This is a genomic window from Flavobacterium sp. UBA7682 (genome assembly GCF_002482945.1).
Classification (GTDB): domain Bacteria; phylum Bacteroidota; class Bacteroidia; order Flavobacteriales; family Flavobacteriaceae; genus Flavobacterium.
Map to the genome: position 1 here is coordinate 1 of NZ_DLGY01000018.1, position 17,290 is coordinate 17,290.

15 protein-coding genes are annotated in these 17,290 nt (G+C 35.4%); 5 read left to right on the forward strand and 10 right to left on the reverse strand.

All coding sequences use genetic code 11. The annotated features are described in order from the left end of the window. Positions 1-1,446: aminoacyl-histidine dipeptidase (locus tag B3C16_RS03800; RefSeq protein ID WP_291128957.1), on the forward strand; the 1,446-nt coding region annotated here is incomplete at its 5' end. A 59-nt stretch (positions 1,447-1,505) separates the two neighbouring features. On the opposite strand, the gene B3C16_RS03805 is transcribed toward B3C16_RS03800, so the two are convergent. Further along, complete coding sequence (locus B3C16_RS03805) at positions 1,506-2,369, reverse strand: helix-turn-helix domain-containing protein (RefSeq protein ID WP_291128960.1); 864 nt, start codon at positions 2,367-2,369, stop codon at positions 1,506-1,508. Positions 2,370-2,451: 82 nt separating this feature from the next. Between B3C16_RS03805 and B3C16_RS03810 the strand changes: the two genes are divergently transcribed. From B3C16_RS03810 to B3C16_RS03820, 3 genes are all read left to right on the forward strand, one after another. Then, complete coding sequence (locus B3C16_RS03810; RefSeq protein ID WP_291128963.1) at positions 2,452-2,814, forward strand: DUF983 domain-containing protein; 363 nt, start codon at positions 2,452-2,454, stop codon at positions 2,812-2,814. 118 nt (positions 2,815-2,932) lie between these two features. After that, a complete protein-coding gene (locus tag B3C16_RS03815) occupies positions 2,933-3,964 on the forward strand; it encodes a hypothetical protein (RefSeq protein WP_291128966.1) in 1,032 nt (343 codons plus the stop codon). Next, positions 3,924-6,272 carry a hypothetical protein gene (locus B3C16_RS03820; protein WP_291128969.1) on the forward strand — a complete coding sequence of 783 codons (2,349 nt, stop codon included), beginning with the start codon at positions 3,924-3,926 and terminating at the stop codon, positions 6,270-6,272. Before B3C16_RS03815 ends, B3C16_RS03820 begins: the two co-directional genes overlap by 41 nt. A 41-nt stretch (positions 6,273-6,313) precedes the next feature. On the opposite strand, the gene B3C16_RS03825 is transcribed toward B3C16_RS03820, so the two are convergent. From B3C16_RS03825 to B3C16_RS03855, 7 genes are all read right to left on the reverse strand, one after another. After that, positions 6,314-6,862 carry a PepSY-associated TM helix domain-containing protein gene (locus tag B3C16_RS03825; protein ID WP_121313560.1) on the reverse strand — a complete coding sequence of 183 codons (549 nt, stop codon included), beginning with the start codon at positions 6,860-6,862 and terminating at the stop codon, positions 6,314-6,316. Between the two features lie 5 nt (positions 6,863-6,867). Further along, positions 6,868-9,108 carry a TonB-dependent siderophore receptor gene (locus B3C16_RS03830; RefSeq protein ID WP_291128972.1) on the reverse strand — a complete coding sequence of 747 codons (2,241 nt, stop codon included), beginning with the start codon at positions 9,106-9,108 and terminating at the stop codon, positions 6,868-6,870. Positions 9,109-9,257: 149 nt separating this feature from the next. Then, positions 9,258-10,403, reverse strand: coding sequence for a PepSY-associated TM helix domain-containing protein (locus tag B3C16_RS03835; RefSeq protein ID WP_291128975.1), 1,146 nt, complete (start codon positions 10,401-10,403; stop codon positions 9,258-9,260). Positions 10,404-10,478: 75 nt separating this feature from the next. After that, the gene (locus tag B3C16_RS03840; RefSeq protein WP_291128978.1) at positions 10,479-12,599 is read right to left on the reverse strand and encodes a TonB-dependent siderophore receptor; all 2,121 of its coding nucleotides are present in this window, start codon (positions 12,597-12,599) and stop codon (positions 10,479-10,481) included. Positions 12,600-12,773: 174 nt separating this feature from the next. Then, entirely contained in the window at positions 12,774-13,256 is a 483-nt protein-coding gene (locus B3C16_RS03845; protein WP_121313564.1) for a DUF6265 family protein, read from the reverse strand. Positions 13,257-13,328: 72 nt separating this feature from the next. After that, complete coding sequence (locus B3C16_RS03850) at positions 13,329-13,937, reverse strand: HPP family protein (RefSeq protein WP_291128982.1); 609 nt, start codon at positions 13,935-13,937, stop codon at positions 13,329-13,331. Between the two features lie 3 nt (positions 13,938-13,940). Then, positions 13,941-15,209 carry a chloride channel protein gene (locus tag B3C16_RS03855; protein ID WP_291128985.1) on the reverse strand — a complete coding sequence of 423 codons (1,269 nt, stop codon included), beginning with the start codon at positions 15,207-15,209 and terminating at the stop codon, positions 13,941-13,943. 150 nt (positions 15,210-15,359) lie between these two features. Here B3C16_RS03855 and prfA point away from each other — a divergent pair, with 150 nt between their 5' ends. Continuing rightward, a complete protein-coding gene (gene prfA, locus B3C16_RS03860) occupies positions 15,360-16,433 on the forward strand; it encodes a peptide chain release factor 1 (RefSeq protein ID WP_121313567.1) in 1,074 nt (357 codons plus the stop codon). A 53-nt stretch (positions 16,434-16,486) separates the two neighbouring features. Here prfA and B3C16_RS03865 read toward each other — a convergent pair whose 3' ends face one another. After that, complete coding sequence (locus B3C16_RS03865; RefSeq protein ID WP_233549776.1) at positions 16,487-17,080, reverse strand: hypothetical protein; 594 nt, start codon at positions 17,078-17,080, stop codon at positions 16,487-16,489. A 39-nt stretch (positions 17,081-17,119) separates the two neighbouring features. Beyond that, positions 17,120-17,272: a lmo0937 family membrane protein gene (locus B3C16_RS03870; RefSeq protein WP_121313568.1), complete on the reverse strand. Its 153-nt coding sequence runs from the start codon at positions 17,270-17,272 to the stop codon at positions 17,120-17,122. Between the last annotated feature and the right edge of the window lie 18 nt (positions 17,273-17,290).

Consider the following 17,290-nt stretch of genomic DNA (forward strand, 5'->3'; position numbering starts at 1 on the left):
CAAACTTGTTCCAAAGTACTTTGGAACAAGTTTGCCGATTTAAATGCGGTACCTCGTCCGTCTAAAAAAGAGGAACGTGTAATTGAATTCATGAAAAGCTTCGGAAACAGTTTGGGATTGGAAACTTTTGAAGACGACATCCGAAATGTAATCATCCGCAAACCAGCCACTCCGGGCATGGAAAACCGTAAAACCATTGTTCTACAAGGACATTTGGATATGGTGCACCAAAAAAATAATGACACCGATTTTGATTTTCTAACCCAAGGCATCGAGATGTATGTTGATGGTGACTGGGTTCGTGCCAAAGGAACGACTCTAGGCGCTGACAACGGCTTAGGTGTTGCCGCTATTATGGCGGTTTTAGAAAGCAAAGACATTCCGCATCCGGCGATTGATGCACTTTTTACGATTGATGAAGAAACCGGAATGACCGGCGCTTTGAACTTAAAAGGCGGTATTTTAAAAGGTGAAATCCTTCTGAATTTAGATACTGAAGAAGATGACGAAATTGATATCGGTTGTGCCGGAGGCATTGATGTAACGGCTACCAGAAGTTATAATGAAGAAGAAACACCCGAAGGTTCTGTGGGTTACACCATTACCGTTAAAGGTTTGAATGGCGGACACTCCGGAATGGATATCCACAAAGGTTTAGGGAATGCCAATAAAATCATGAACCGTTTGTTATTTGACGGATTTGAGAATTTTGGGTTGCAAATTGCCGAAATCAGCGGTGGAAGTTTGCGCAATGCGATTCCGCGTGAAAGTGTTGCCAAAGTAATTGTAGCCGGTATGTACGACGAAGCGTTTGTTTTCGACATGCAAGAAATCATCAATGATATCAAAACCGAATACAAAACGATGGAACCGAAGCTGGAGATTGAAATCGTAAAAAGCGATTTGCCTTCTAAAGTGATGGATTTAGGCGTTCAAGAAGGTTTGTTGCGTTCGATTTATGCCGCACACAATGGCGTTTACCGAATGTCTGCCGATATGGAAGATTTGGTGGAAACTTCCAATAACATTGCTCGTGTAATTGTAAAAGACGGCCAGATTTCGATTCAGAATTTAACCCGTTCTTCAGTAGAAACCTCTAAAATGGATTTAGCCAATGGTTTGCGTTCGGCTTATGAATTGTTTGGTTGCGAAGTGGAATTTGGCGGAAGCTATCCGGGTTGGACACCGAATGTGAATTCTGAAATATTAGACGTTTTGGTCAATATTTACGAAAAACAAAATGGCGCCAAACCTAACGTAGTGGCCTGTCACGCCGGATTAGAATGTGGTATTTTAGGAACGAATTATCCGGGAATGGATATGATTTCTTTTGGACCAACGATTCACGGTGCGCACAGTCCGGACGAAAGAGCTTCGATTACATCTTCTCAGAAGTTTTGGAAGTTTTTTGTGGAGATTTTGAGTAGTATACCGGAGAAGAATTAGATAATTAGATTGTTAGATTATTAGATAATTAGAAACCCGCTTAGAGATGAGCGGGTTTTTTAGTTTAGGTTTTTTCGGAATTCACTCGGTGTCATTCCCGTTTGTTTTTTGAATAAGCGAGTGAAATAAGAATAGTTTTCAAATCCCAATGTGTCAGCAACTTGGTTTACGGTTTTTGAAGCATTGGTTAAAAGTCTTTTGGCTTCCAAAATAACCCGATTGGTAATTAATTCGGTCACGGTTTGGTTCAAAATGTCTTTGCAGATTCGGTTTAAATGTTTGAGTGTGATGTTCATTTTTTCGGCATAAAACGAAGGCGATTTTTCGGTTTTATAGTATTGTTCCAAAAGTTGTTCTAACTGATGGATTTTGTAATTATAAGAATGTGATTTATGATTTGTTGTCGAAAGGTATTTTTGGGAAATCTCTATGTGAATACAATCGAGTAAGTTTAATAGCTTTTCTTCTTTTCTTTGATGGTTGGTTTGGCTTTCGGTGATCATTAAATCGAAATAGGGTAGAATAGTGGCTAATTCACCCATTTCAAATACGATTTCCGGTTGGTTCATCACCGATTGGTAAAAAGGATAATCTTCAATCTTTTTGTTGCCAAAATAGAGATTGTAAACTTCCTGAGAATAAAAGAAAATATAGCCTTCAATATCATTTGACAATTGCCAATGGTGAATTTGTCCCGGTTGGAGCACAAACAAGCTTCCCGGTTTGATGTCGTATTTGGTAAAATCAATTTCGTGTGTCCCGCTGCCATTGGTAAACAAAACCAACAGATAGAAGTTGTGCCGATGCGGTTTTTCAATAAAAGGATGAATTTTCAAATGGTTTTTAAAGGTGTTGATGTACAACTCTTTTTTACCAAAATCAGCTTTGAAATGGTCAATATTGTAAATAGGCTCTTTTTTCAAAATGTCTTTATTGTGCTATAATTAGCGAAGATACTAAACAATGGATTAACCCAGACCTTTTACCTTTGTATAAAAATAAATCATGCTAAGTAGTTTATACCATATTTTCCGAAACGAATGTCCGAATTGTCACCAAGGGAAAGTATTTGCCGATAAGAGTTTTTTCTTTAGTTTTGGGTTTCCCAAAATGCATGAACACTGTAGCCATTGTAATTTCAAGTTCGAAAAAGAACCGGGTTATTTCTTCGGCGCTATGTTTGTCAATTACGGTTTGACCGTTGGACAAGGGATTGTTACCTATTTAATCGCCAGTCAATTTTTTGACGAAACTTTCGATTTGAGAATTATCCCGATTATTGGAGTCGTAATCGTGTTGCTGAGTTGTTTCAACATTCGGCTGTCAAGGATGATTTGGATTTATATGTTCAAGAATTATTCGATGTAAATCAAATTATAATCCATTAGAAACCGTTCAAATAGGAGCGGTTTTTTTTATTGAAAATATCTTGAGGAATTGTATAATTTTAATACGAATTTTACGTTATACCCAAAACATCAATTTTATGAAAAAAGTGCTGCTTCTCGGTTTGATTTCCTGCCTGTTTTTTTCGTGTAAAGAGGAACACAAAATAGCCAATGTGGAACGTGCTTTTTACTATTGGAAGAGTGACAATTGGAATATGTCACAAAAAGAGGATTCTATTCGGGAAAAGCAGAAAGTAAACAAGCTGTATGTTAAGTTTTTTGAAGTCGATTATAGTGATGCTATGGGTAATTTTCCCATTTCTAAAACGCAACTTTATTTGTACAACCTTGATAGTATAAATATAGTGCCGACTGTATATATAAAAAATGCGGTTTTCTTAAAATCCAATCAAGCCAGTTTGGATACTTTGGCCGATAACATTAATTTTTTGATTGCTAAATTTTATAAAGAAAAATTCAAAGAGGCTAAAGCACTGACTGAGTTTCAAATGGATTGTGATTGGACGTTGAAATCCAAAGACAACTATTTTTATTTTTTGAAAAAACTAAAAGCCATTTCCCAAAAGGAAATTAGTTGCACACTGCGTTTGTATCCTTATAAATATCCCGATAAAATGGGCGTTCCACCGGTTGATAAAGCCACTTTGATGTGTTACAATTTATTGAATCCTTTGCAAAATCACACCAAAAACTCGATATTGGATATTGATGAATTAGAAAGTTATTTGGATACAGATAAAGTTTATCCAAAGCATTTAGACATAGCTTTGCCCATTTATTCGTGGATGCAAGTCTATAAAAATGAGCAGTTTTCCAATGTAATCTATACAGATAATAAAGTCGTCAAAAAGTTGTTGAAAGAGATAAAACCTTTTTGGTATTCGGTAACCAAAGACACTGTTATCAATGAAACTTATTTGCGGATTGGCGATAAAGTTAAGTTTGAAGAAATTAACGCTCAAAAAGTGGAGGAAGCCATTCATCTATTAAAGAAGTATGTCAAGTTTGACAAGCATACTACTGTTTCTTTATTCCATTTAGACGAACAACAATTAAGCAATTATACCAATGAAGAACTTTCTCGGTTTTATAGCACTTTTAGCAAGTAACAGTCTTTTTGCTTGTGGGTTTTATCCTTATGGTGAAGAACTTCGGTTTTCTTTTTTCAATCCCGATTTGATGGGATACCATTCTTATTCAGAGTTTTATTATTCCGCCAATTCATTCCAATCTAATGCGGCGTATAGGGATTTTGATAAAACACCCAATGAATTGCTATGGGTGAAATATTGCAAAAATAAAATTTCCTATCAAGCGGTTCAAGAGGTAATGAACGGAATGACTTTGGGTGATATCCATTCGAGGTCACAAAATGCGATGCTGATTTATTTGTACCAAAACAAAGATTTTGAGGCTATTAATTATTTGAAGTTTGCCAAAAACTGCGAGTTTTTCAATTCCTGGATGGAAGATCCTTGGGAACGCAATGAAGTGCAAGCGTCTCCGGTTCGAAAGAAATTGTTAGAAAAAGCCATTTTGCTTTCGAAACAAACTAAAAATGAAGCCCTAAAGTTCCGCTATACTTTTTTGGCTATCCGATTGGCATTTTACAGTCAAGATTTGGTTAAAATAAGAATGCTTTTTGATACTGTTTTTAAAGAGAAACCATCAAAAGACATCTTGTTTTATTGGGGTTTGTATTTCAGAACCATTGCCGAAGAAGATAAAGCTTTGGCCAATTTTTATGCTTCACAGGTTTTTGTCAATGCACCTGAAAAACGTTTTGTCATTTCGCAATATTATCATAGTGATATTCCTTTAGAACAAGTATTGGCCTTCGCAAAAACCAACGATGAAAGAGCTAATGTTTATCTTTTTGCCGGAATTTTAAAACACGATAAATCGTTAGAATATTTCAAGAAAGTACATGAATACCGACCAAAGTTTGATGGGTTGAGTTTTATGCTGTTGCGTGAAATGAACAAAATAGAAGATTGGGTTTTTACGCCTTATTATTCGCTTTTTGAGCCATCGGTAGAAACCAACAGTTATTGGCAAGAAGAAGTCTCTGTCTTTGCCGCCGTGCAAAAAAGAGTTGTTGCCGATAGAAATTACGCCGGAGAATTATTGCGCTTTATCAATGGTCTGGATTTGAATTCAGTTGAAAATCCGATGCTTTGGAAAACCTGTAAAGCTTATTTGTTATTCATCACTAAAGACTACAACAGCAGCATTGCTTTGTTGAATGAATTGCAAAAAGTCAAACAATCTGAATTGGTTACCAATCAATTAGAAATTATTGAGGCATTGGCCTTAACAGCCAATCAGGCCTACGGAAGCGCCATATTGCTCAACGAAGTAAAACCGGTTATTTTAAGAAATAAAAATCACCAAAAGTTTCTCTTTGCTTTGGGAAGAGAATTGGAATACAAAGGAAACACGAGTGATGCGGCATTATTGTATTCCACCTTAGGCAAAGGGTATGAGAATTATTATGAAAATCATGACTATTACAATAGTGTTTATTGGAAAACGGTTACCAATGCAACCGACAATTATTCTGATTTCTATACTAATTATTTCGATTACATCAACGTAATGTATACGCCCGGACAAATGGAAGCTTTGATTGACAACGTTTATAAAAACAGAGACAAGGAAGATGAGTTTTCGGTTTTTAAATACAATGTGTTAAAGACGGAATTACCTCTTTTGTATGATTTGTTGGGAACCAAATACATTAGACAAAACAAACTGACCAAAGCAATGCAAAGCTTTAAGAAAGTAGATGCCAAACTTTGGAATGAAAAATATACTAACTGGGAACGCGATAACAACGGTTGGTTTTTTGGCGATAAAATTTTTGACCAAAATCCTTTCTATGTTGTAAAGTATACTCCGGAGTTTATTCCCATAAAAGATACTGTTCGCATCAATAAATATACCGTTACCAGACAATTGATTAAGTATATCAACAAAGCCGAAAACCCCAACGAGAAGAATAAAGATTACTATTATTTTTTAGTGGGCAATTGCTATTATAACATGACACATTTTGGAAATGCCTGGATGATGCGTCGTTACTATTGGACTGGTGGAGGAAATCCTACTACACTGGAAGATGAAAGAGAATATTACGAATGTCTTTCGGCTAAGACTTATTATTTGTTAGCCCTAAAAAATGCTAAAACGGATAAATTTAAAGCTTTGTGTTTGCGAATGATTGCCCGTTGTGAAGCCAATAGATTGATTCATGCCGACAACGATAGTTTTAAAGGTGATTACAATCGGTTCCAGAATTACATTATGGCTAATAATAAATACTATAAAGAGTTAAAAGAAAAGTATCCCAATTATTATAACGAATTGACCTCAAACTGTGATGCTTTCGGAAAGTATTTCAGCGCCAGGCGTTAATAAAAAAGCCCCGATTAATCGGGGCTTTTTGTTTGTACTTGTTAACCCAACAAGAATAAAAACAATAAAGGGAAAATAAGTCCGGCGAGTGCCAGTTTCCAACCTCTGCGTTTAAAGGTAAACTTACCGGCAGGAATCATAATCGCTCCCGTGATGGCTATCGTTATCAATGATATTCCAAAGATGTCGGAATAATAAATCCACCAATTGGAAGTGTTTTTGTGCAGTTTCATCATATGACTGATGATAGGTGTTTTGTGAAAAGAAACAATTTCGCCTTTTCCGGTTTTCATATCGATTTCAACATCGTGTTTTTCGAATGAAATTTTGAAAGTTCCTTTCTTTACACTGTGACGGCGAATTTTGTCCTCAATGCCTAAAGCTTTACCTAATGAATCCGCAAACGGCTCGCTGATTTTGTCTTCAGTTGGCATTTTTACTTCGATGGCTTTGGTTTCTACCGTGTATTTTTCAGGATGCCAATTCTCTCTGTGGTTCATCATGATGCCCGAAAAGGCAAATGAAATGATCAATCCAATGTAAAAATACCCTAAGTCGCGGTGCAAATTTCTGATGGTGGCTTGCTTCATTATTTTTAGAATTTATAAGACAATGTTGTGGTAAGCATTCTAGGTGCAATAGGAGTAACGGTGTTGTCATCGTAAACGTAGTAACTCACTACATTTCCTAAGTTGGATAATCTGGCTCTGATGGAAAACTCTTTGATAGAATAACCGATAGAAGCATCAAATTGTAAAAAACCTTCAACCGGAATTGGTTTTCTAGCCAATTCTGCCGCAGTAGAAGCGTTGTTTGGTCTTAATCTTCCGCCTAAACGTTCTCCGATAAAAGTAGATTGTAATCCTAATTCTAATCCTTTCAATTTAGTATTTTCAAATGTATAGAATGCACTGGCGTTAGCAGTATGTTTTGGAGAAAATCTTAAATAGGTTCCCGGATTGTAGATGTTGCTTTTGGTATATTTTGTTTCATTAAAACTGTAACCGGCAATCATTCTCAAACCTTTGTGGTGCGCAGTAATGTCTAATTCTACTCCTTTACTTTGGTAAGCACCGGCTAATTCTTTGATGTTGGTGTTCGTATTTCCGTTAGAGAAATCGGTTTGTGCCAAATTGCTGTAGTCGATTAAATAAGTCGTCAAATTGGCCACCAAATGACCTTTGAAAAACTCATTTTTAATTCCAACTTCATATTGATTGATGGTGGAATGTGGTAAAGCATTCAAGTTTATGTCGGTTCCGGTATTCAATACAAAGGAATCAGAATAGCTTGCGAATATTGAATTGGTTTTGGTTGGTTGGAATACCAAACCTAATTTTGGTGAAATGATATTATCGTTAGTAGTTGTTGGAACACTCGGCGTAGGAGTAGCGCTAAAAGTAAAGGTACTGCTTGTGTTTTCCAAATAGCTGTAACGCAATCCGGCCAATACTTTGAATTTAGCGTGTAATTCGATTAAGTCTTGAATATAAACCCCGGCTCTTTTTACATTGGCTAATGCATTGGTGTTTTTATCCATTGATGGCACAATAGTATTAGCATAAATTGAATTCTTTTGAATTACAAAATACGGATTGTAGATGTTTATTTTGTCGTAGTAATTGATGTTTTTGTAAGCCAAAGTAGTTGTATTGCTTTGATCCGCATCGGCACCAATCAGTAAAGTGTGTTTTATTTTTCCGGTATTGAATGTACCGGTTAAATCTACTTCAACCAAGCTGTAATCTTGTTCTGTATCGGTTTTTTGAACACCTCTAATCCAATCTCCATTCGCCCGAACTAAATTGTTGTTTGGGTTTAAAGGATCTGTAATTCCGGCATTAGGTCTTAAACTTGACAGTAAATTAGTGCTATAACCTTGGTAAGAAAAAATTCCTTTCAGTTGCCAATTCTTGCTTAAATCATGGTTGATGGTTGATGTAAAGCCAATTTGCTCTGAATCAAATTTTCCCCAATTGAACCCTAAAAAGGAGTTTATAGGCAATTCAACTACTTTGTAGTCAATGGCGGCCAAACCAAAATCGGGCGTTCGATTGTCTTTAGTATAATCGGCTTCTACTATAATGTTAGTTTTGGCAGAAATATCAAATAAGAAAGAAGGATTGAAATAAATTCGCTGCGTTTGTACTTCATCTCTAAAACTATTTCCTTGTTCGTAACTGGTGATAAATCGGTAAGCTACAGTATTGCTATTGTTTACAGCACCGTAAACATCAACAGTAGGTTTGAAGAAATTGTATTCAGTGGCTCTGAAACTCAATTCGCCACCATGGTCAAATCGTGGTTTTTTGGTGATAAGGTTCAAAATTCCACCCGGAGCAACGTTACCGTATAAAAGTGCCGCACTTCCTTTTAGGATTTCGATGCTTTCTAAAGAGCTTGTTTCCGGAATTAAGGAACCGTTGAAACGAACACCGTTTTTAAAAGTATTGGCGCCGCTGAAAGTAAAGCCTCTTGAACCCAATTCTTCTTGGTTATTTCCTGAAGCATTACTGGCACCCGATACATAAACTCCGTTAGCGTTTTTCAAAGCATCAGATAATCTTAAAATTTGTTGTTGTTTGATGGTTTCTTTACCAATTACAAAAGTGGCTTGTGGTAAGTCTAAAGGTTTGATATTGGTTTTACCACCTTTTACTATCGTTTTTTGTTGTTGAGAAATGATAACTACTTCTTGTAGTGTTTCCCCTTTTTTGTTTTTTACAGTATCATTGACTGCATAAAGGTCTTCCTGAAAATTGTTTTTGGTTTCTTGAGAAAAACCAACAGCATTGATAGCAAGTGAGAAGGCGAGGATTGAGGTATATTTGTACATTTATTTAGAATAAGTTAAAATAACGGTGCAAATATAAATACGAGAAACGGATAAAAAAAGTTTATTTAGATTAAATATAAATAGTTTTTAACAAGTTAAATTTAATACTTTGATTTACTGAAAAATAGGAGTAAAAAAAAACACCTAAATTAATTAGGTGTCTTTTTATTTCTTCTTCCGTACCATATCAAAAAGCCGGTAATGGGTAAGCTGGCAATTAGTAAACTAATCAAAAATGCGAATATTTTTCCGGGTAAACCCAAAATAGCACCGGTGTGAATATCATAGTTCATTCGCATCAATTTATCGGATGTATTGGCGTCTTGTAACTTTCCGTAGATGTGATTTACTTTTTTTTCATTTAAGGTATATTGGTCAAAATAGCGATAATCAGTTTCCCAATATGTGCCTTCGTCTAAATTGGCATTGGCGGCAATAGAACTCGAATCAGTTTCCGGCGGATGCACTTCGATTGATTTGGCCTCAGGATATTCTTTTTGCATCAACATCCAAACTTTATCCAAAGGTTTTGCAACAGCAGTATAGGTAATTTCTTTTTTAGAAATCGGATCTTCATAAACCAAAGACTTTTCGCCACCAATAATTGTATAATAACTATAAGCAAACCATGGAAATCCCCAAACCAAACCGGTAACGGCAAAGATTAGCGCTATTGACATCACATAAAAACCGGTAATATTGTGTAAATCATAGTTTTTACGTTTCCATTTCAAACCATCTTTCCATCGGAACCAAAAGCGTTGTTTGGCTGCTTTTTTGTTTTTTGGGTACCAAAGAATTAAACCTGTAATCAACATGAATAAAAAGATTAAGGTAGCCGAAGCACAAACCGTTTGTCCGATTTCATGCGGTAACCAAAGGTAAAAATGACCGTCTAAAACCCATCTGAAAAAGCCGGAATACATGTCTGCGACTTCCAAAATTTCACCTGAATACGGATTGAGATAAATGATATTGTAGTAGTCTTTACTTTTATCATTATCATCATGACTAAAGAAAATAGCTTCAGCCGATTTGCTCGAACCATTGTATTTAATAGCGTGAAGTATTTTGCTAGGGAATTCTTTTCGGGCAATTTTTTCCAATTCAGTAGGCAATAGGAAAGGAGTGTTTTGTTTTTCAACAATGCGATATTCCTCGGTAATGTTTTGAATTTCTTCTTGAAAAGCATACAAACAACCGGTAATAGCGATAATAAAAACAATAATACCCGATGATAATCCTAACCAAAGATGAATGTTTCTAATGGTTTTTTTAACAGCCCCGTTTTTCATTTATAAAGTGTAAAAACTCCTCATCGAAATGAGGAGTTTAATTAAACAAACAAGTAATCAAATTTTAATAGTGAATTAAAATTTATAAGTTAAACCGGCAGTCAAACTTCTCAAACGCTGTGGCGTGATGGTTGACCAACCTGAATAATATTTTTCGTTAAAAATGTTATTTACTTTTAACGTAATATTGAATTTATCGTTGTTGTATGATAAAGCAGAATTTAAGATGGTATAATCCGGTAAAGCAAAAGTACCAATGTTGGTTCGGTGTAAAGTTTTGTATTCACTGGCATGATTACCTCCAATTCCAAATCCGAAACCTTTCAAATCTCCCGAAGGGAAAGTGTAATTTGCCCAAAGATTCACTAAGTTTTGAGGACCGGCTTCTTCCGGTCGCAAGCCAACATAGGAATCATCTAAAATATCTTTGGTTACTTCACTATCATTATAGCTGTAACCTGCTATGATGTTGAAACCTTTCATTGGGTTGGCTGTAAAACTCACTTCAACTCCATTGCTGTTGACTTTTCCGCCTTGACGGAAATTGGTGAAGCTAGGATCAGACATTACTTTATCTTTTACATCAATGTTGTAATAGCTGATAGTGGTCGAAATAATGTCTTTATATAAATTGGTTTTTAAACCAAATTCATATTGATTGGCATGTTCAGGTTTGAAAGTTAAATACACGTTTGGATTACTTGTTCCTTGTGGAGCTGAATTAATAAAACCGTTCATATAGTTACCAAAAACGGAAACTTTGTTTTGAATTAATTGATAAACAGCACCAAATTTTGGGGAAAAGGAGGTTTGTTTATTTTCTGATGGACCTGAACCCGATTTAAAACTATCAACTCTCAAACTGGCCATTACCGAAAGTTTGTCTGTAATGTTTAATACATCAGATGCATAAGCGCTGATTACTTCTGTTTCAGCAGTTGTATTTCCTTCGAATGAATTGGCTAGAATATTGTCAACGCCTGCTTGTGTCAAATCGCCGGTATCGTTACCATCTGCTAATGATACCACTCCGTTGGTAAACCAATTGGTTCCTCCATTGATGATATTGGAATTATAATAATCTACACCAATAACCATTCGGTTTCTCAAATTTCCAATTTTGAAATCGCCAATAAAGTTTTGTTGAATGTCTGTGGTCAATGTTTCTCCGGTTCTTTTAGAAATCCAACGATTGAAATCATTGCCATTTGCGTTGTCATATAAATAAGAATAGTAACCACTTGTTTTGCTATTACTTCTTGACAATACTGTTTGCGATGTCCATTGCTCAGATAATTTATAAAACATCTGCGCTTGCATGTTAAATGTTGGATTGCTTATTGTTAATTCATTTGAAGTGAATGAATTCTCATAATTCTGTTCAAATAAATCCATTGAGTCAAAGGAAAGTGTTGCATATCTGTTTAAAAAAATCATAGGTGCGTTAGCAGATTTCCTTTGAGAGAATTCGGTGTTAATTAAGAACGAAAGTTTATCATTGACTTTATAACTCAAAGAAGGAGCAAAGAAGAATGATTTTGCAAAACCAGCATCTTGAAACGAGCTTTCGCTTTGGTAAGCGGTGTTTACTCTAACATCCACATCTTTATTTAAAGGAATATTGATATCGGCTGTCACTCGGTCCATTCCGTAAGTTCCGGCATTATATCCAATTTCTCCACCAAATTTCGAATGTGGTTTTTTGGTCACTATATTGATTAAGCCTCCATATGAAATTAAACTACTGCCAAATAAAGTCCCTGATGGACCTTTGATCACTTCAATATTATCAACATTTATTGGGTCAATTGAACCGTTGTTAATTCCGGGTAAACCATTGATCATTGTTGGTTGCACAGCAAAACCTCTCATGCTGTAATATTCGGCACCATCACCGCCACGACCGGTTGACTCCCATAATCTGGTGATTCCTGTTGCATTTTTTAAAGCATCATTGAAATTAGTTACCACTTGTTCTTTCAAAAGCTCGCTTGTAACGGTATTGTAAACTTGTGGGTTTTCAATGTTGTTTAATGGCATTCTTGATACAGTAGTACTTTTTTCTCTTTTGTATTTGTATTTGTTGGTATTGATTTCTACTTCTTTCAATTTATTAATGGTATCTTTCTTTGTTTCTTGACCAATAGTCGTCATTGAAATTAGCAGACCTGCAGATAGGATGATTATACTTTTCATTCTTATTTAGATTAATTAAAAATAACTTTGCAAATATAAATAGGAGGATTCTATTTTCAAAGCTTATTTAGACTAAATATGAATAATTAATTTAATAGATTGAATTGCTTTAGCTTACAAATGAAAAAAGCTTCCCAAAATAGGAGAAGCTTTGCTTTTGATAAGAGTTTGGTGTTATTTTTTCTTCATCGGATAACTTTCTGAACTCTGTTTGCCTTGTTGAATTCCGGAAATAGTTGCAACCAATGATTTGTCGTTTAATTTTTTGTAGACTATTTTTTGTGGATAATCATGTTTCGGATTTTCAAAAGTAAAACTGTTCTCTAAGTCAGAAGTCAATTTAAAGTCAACCGGTTGGTCATTGTTTTGTCCTTTTACAGTCGGTCTGTAAATCAGTGCTTCTTTTGTTTGGGTTAAAACAATACTTTCCGAATGTAAGGTGTCTTTTTCGTTTTTGATAAAATAGGTTTGGCCTGAAAAGGTACTGTCATTATCTTTAGTCCAAGTCTCAGTTAAAAGTCCCTCTGGTGATTTATTTTCCCATTGGCCAATAAGCCAAGTCATTTTCTCTAGTTTTTCATATTTATTTTCCGATTTATCTTGACATGAAGCCAAAATCAAAACTGTTCCAATCAACAAGGGTTTTATAACTTTCATAAATTTTTAAGTTTTAGAGGGTAAAAATAGGTAAAAACAGTTAAAGCAAAAAGAGAGTGGCAAGCCTATTGTTTACTCTTTTATATTGTATTTCGTAAATAAAGGAATTTTTGCCATCCATTTGTTAAAGCCTTTATTCGTTGGATATTGTCTGTTCGAGGTAATGTTATTAAAAAATAAGGCCACAACTAATAATATTATTGCTCCAATTAAAACCGGAGAAATTACATACCAGTAACCTAAACTTTTCAACTCAGCCGAACCGGTTACTGCAATCAGAGCAGTAGCTCCTCCCGGAGGATGAAGCGTTTTGGTGATTTGCATTAATACGATTGATAACGAAACAGCTAATGGAGCAGTGAGCCATAAGACATCGGGTGCTAATCTTTGAACCGTTACGCCAATGATTGCTGAAATCAAATGGCCGCCAACCAGATTTCGAGGCTGAGCTAATGGGCTTTGAATTACGCCATAAACCAAAACACTAGAGGCACCAAAAGAGCCAATCATATAGATGACATCGCTATTGGGTAAAGTTTGTGATTGTAAATAAGCAATAATACCAATGCCAATAAACGAACCAATAAACGCCCAAAAGTGTTCTTTAAAATCAATTAAAGTTTCTTTATAGAGAATGTATTTTGTCTTACGATAACTTCTTTTTATATTTTTAATCGGCATAATCTATTTTAAATTGGCTGATGAATAAGTATAGACTGTAAATGGGAAAATCATTTTCGAAATATATTTAGACACAAAACAAACCAGTAGAATAGGGAAGAATAGTGTGTAATTATTAATCATACCACAAACCAGAAATAAGGCAGTAAAAGGCGCATGAATACTAGCACTTAAAACAGCTGCCATTCCGATAACCATGAAGTTTATAGGAATAACATCGGCCTGGAAAAAATTATTGGAAATGGTTGCAACAAACAATCCTAAAAAAGCACCAATAAACAAACTCGGTGCAAAAACACCACCATCTCCACCCGCAGCCAATGTTGCTGAAGTGATAATCGGTTTTAAAATAAGGATGCCAATTAAGGTTAAGATTGGAGTTAGTATTGAATTGGTATGGGAGAAAATTTCTTTCAAAGCATGATAACCATCGCCATACAATTGTGGAAACAGAATGAGACAAACACTTAAAATAATGCCACCAAATAGGATTTTCTGTCCATCTAATTTTTTGCCAAAAAAGGATTTAAAAAACAACACCGTTTTGGTTAAGTAAACCGAATTTAGCCCGGCTAAAATGCCGAGTAAAATGAAATATGGAATCGCATACAAATGCCAAGTAGTAATGATAACATTGAATAGTGGACCTTCATTCAGTATTAAAAGTAAAGCCGAAGCCACTGTTAACGCTATGACATTGGTTAAAAAGAAAACCCGATTTGTCTTTCTGGCAATCACTTCCAAGGAAAACAAAATTCCGGCAACTGGACTGCTGAATAAAATGGTGATTCCGGCCGTGATTCCGGTGCAAATTAACTCGGTTTTGTATTTTCTGAAGATTTTTTCTTTTTGTTGTGCCGTATTTCCAATTGCAGCAGTTGCCACGACAGTAGAAACCTCAATTCCGGTGGAACCGCCAAACGCAACGGTTAATAATCCGTTGATAAAATGTGAAGGAATTTTATACAACGGCAAATTCTTTGACTTTGATTCGGTAGCTTCAAAAACTTCGGTAATGCCTTTATTGGCTTTTTTCTTGAATAAATATTGGCGTAGAAAGTAAATAACCGCCAATCCGAATGTTGGTAAAATCAATAAATAAATAATATTGCTTTCAGCCTTTAAAAAGAAAGCATTCTCAAAATATTCCGTGGAATGTTTTAAAGAAATGGCTAAAAAAGAGGAAAGAACACTAATTAAAACCGAAGCGATGATTAATTTTCCAATTAAAATGGAGTTGAAGTTTTTCTTGTCTTTTGAAAATGCAGTCATTTGAAGCAGTATATTTTACAAAAATACTAAAGCATTCTTCTAAACACTATAAATAGAGTCTTAAAACTGCACTAAAAAACGAAAGGTTAAAAATCAAAAAAATCAAACGTTTTTTACTATTTTTGCACTCCAAAACAGAAAGACAGACACATGTTAGAGAGATTACAATATGTAAAACAACGTTTCGACGAAGTATCAGATTTGATTATTCAGCCTGATATTATCGCTGATCAAAAGCGTTATGTACAGTTAAATCAGGAATACAAAGGGTTAAAAGCGTTAATGGAAAAACGTGATGAATACGTTACGCTTGACGCCAATATAAAAGAAGCCAACGAAATTCTTGCTGATGGTTCAGATGCTGAAATGGTTGAAATGGCCAAGATGCAATTGGACGAAGCCAAAGATCGTTTACCTGAATTGGAAGAAGAAATCAAATTTATGTTGATTCCTAAAGATGCCGAAGATGCTAAAAACGTCATGGTGGAAATCCGTGCCGGGACTGGTGGTGATGAAGCCTCTATTTTTGCAGGAGATTTATACAGAATGTATACCAAATATTGCGAGTCTCGCGGTTGGAGAACTTCAGTAGTTGATATGAATGAAGGAACTTCTGGTGGTTTTAAAGAGGTGATTTTTGAAGTAACCGGAGAAGATGTTTATGGAACCTTGAAATTTGAAGCCGGTGTTCACCGTGTACAACGTGTACCTCAAACCGAAACACAAGGAAGAGTTCACACTTCAGCAGCTACGGTTATGGTTTTACCGGAGGCCGAAGAATTTGACGTGCAAATTGACATGAATGATGTTCGTGTAGATTTCTTCTGTTCGTCAGGACCAGGTGGACAATCAGTAAATACTACAAAATCGGCGGTTCGTTTAACGCACATTCCTTCCGGATTGGTAGCACAATGTCAGGATCAAAAATCACAGCATAAGAATAAAGACAAAGCCTTGGAGGTATTACGCTCTCGTTTATACGAACAAGAATTAGCTAAAAAGCAAGCCGAAGATGCTACCAAACGTACTTCTCAAGTAAGTTCGGGTGACCGTTCTGCTAAAATTCGTACCTATAACTATGCACAAGGTCGAGTAACCGATCACCGAATTGGGTTAGACGTTTTTGATATGGATGGTGTGATGAATGGGAAAATTCAAAAATTTGTTGACGAACTTCAGTTGGTTAACAATATGGAAAAATTAAAAGAAAGCGAAGTTTTCTAAAAAATAAAAAAGGGCTAACATTTGATTGTTAGCCCTTTTTCGTGCTTATCAAATTATAGCCTAAATCCGTAGGCAATTCTCAAAGCAACCAGTCCCAAACCTTTGTCTACAGTATTGTTGTTGTCGAGTATTGGAAAATCACTGTAATGATCGTAGCGCAAGCTAATATCAATCATTTCCGTAGCGTAACCAATTCCCGGACTTAATAAAAAGGAAGTTTCATCATAATCATTGGTCACTGCAAAGGCAGCTCCAATTTCTCCTAGTAAGTATAATTTGTCTTTTAAAACAAAGGCTTTAAATCCACCTTTTACCGGAATATAGCCTAAATCATTGTCTTTTCCACTAATAAAAAAGTTACTGAAACCGGTAGTCAAGGTCAATGAATATTTAGTCGATAAATCATATTGAAGTCTAACATCAGCTCCTAAATTAAAATCATACGGATCTTGGAGCGGAAGTCCGCCACTGAGACCAAATCCCAAGCGGAAACCTTGGTCATAATTTTTGGTTGGCGCTTCTTGAGCAAATGTTGTAACGGTAGTCAATAAGCACAGTGCCACAACAAAATTCACGGAATTTCTAAAAATTGTTTTACTCACAATTTTAAAATTCTTTTTTTGGCATTCGTTAATCTTCGATTTCATGGTATTGAATTTAAATGATTGGTTTGCCTCGTTTTCTATCTATACTTCTTCTCCTTTAATGATTCTTAGCAAAATGGCTATTACTGCAACTAATAACAGTATATGAATGATGGAGCCAATATTAAAAACCAGGAATCCAAAAAACCAAAGTATGACAAGTACTACGGCTATAGTGTATAATAAATTTTGCATGATATTGTTTAGTTTTGA

What these genes read in the sequence shown, in the direction of transcription:
- B3C16_RS03810 (WP_291128963.1), top strand. Translation starts at nt 2,452, where the DNA reads ATGCTAAGTAGTTTATACCATATTTTCCGAAACGAATGTCCGAATTGT.
- B3C16_RS03815 (WP_291128966.1), top strand. Translation starts at nt 2,933, where the DNA reads ATGAAAAAAGTGCTGCTTCTCGGTTTGATTTCCTGCCTGTTTTTTTCG.
- B3C16_RS03820 (WP_291128969.1), top strand. Translation starts at nt 3,924, where the DNA reads ATGAAGAACTTTCTCGGTTTTATAGCACTTTTAGCAAGTAACAGTCTT.
- B3C16_RS03825 (WP_121313560.1), bottom strand. Translation starts at nt 6,862, where the DNA reads ATGAAGCAAGCCACCATCAGAAATTTGCACCGCGACTTAGGGTATTTT.
- B3C16_RS03830 (WP_291128972.1), bottom strand. Translation starts at nt 9,108, where the DNA reads ATGTACAAATATACCTCAATCCTCGCCTTCTCACTTGCTATCAATGCT.
- B3C16_RS03835 (WP_291128975.1), bottom strand. Translation starts at nt 10,403, where the DNA reads ATGAAAAACGGGGCTGTTAAAAAAACCATTAGAAACATTCATCTTTGG.
- B3C16_RS03840 (WP_291128978.1), bottom strand. Translation starts at nt 12,599, where the DNA reads ATGAAAAGTATAATCATCCTATCTGCAGGTCTGCTAATTTCAATGACG.
- B3C16_RS03845 (WP_121313564.1), bottom strand. Translation starts at nt 13,256, where the DNA reads ATGAAAGTTATAAAACCCTTGTTGATTGGAACAGTTTTGATTTTGGCT.
- B3C16_RS03850 (WP_291128982.1), bottom strand. Translation starts at nt 13,937, where the DNA reads ATGCCGATTAAAAATATAAAAAGAAGTTATCGTAAGACAAAATACATT.
- B3C16_RS03855 (WP_291128985.1), bottom strand. Translation starts at nt 15,209, where the DNA reads ATGACTGCATTTTCAAAAGACAAGAAAAACTTCAACTCCATTTTAATT.
- prfA (WP_121313567.1), top strand. Translation starts at nt 15,360, where the DNA reads ATGTTAGAGAGATTACAATATGTAAAACAACGTTTCGACGAAGTATCA.
- B3C16_RS03865 (WP_233549776.1), bottom strand. Translation starts at nt 17,080, where the DNA reads ATGAAATCGAAGATTAACGAATGCCAAAAAAAGAATTTTAAAATTGTG.
- B3C16_RS03870 (WP_121313568.1), bottom strand. Translation starts at nt 17,272, where the DNA reads ATGCAAAATTTATTATACACTATAGCCGTAGTACTTGTCATACTTTGG.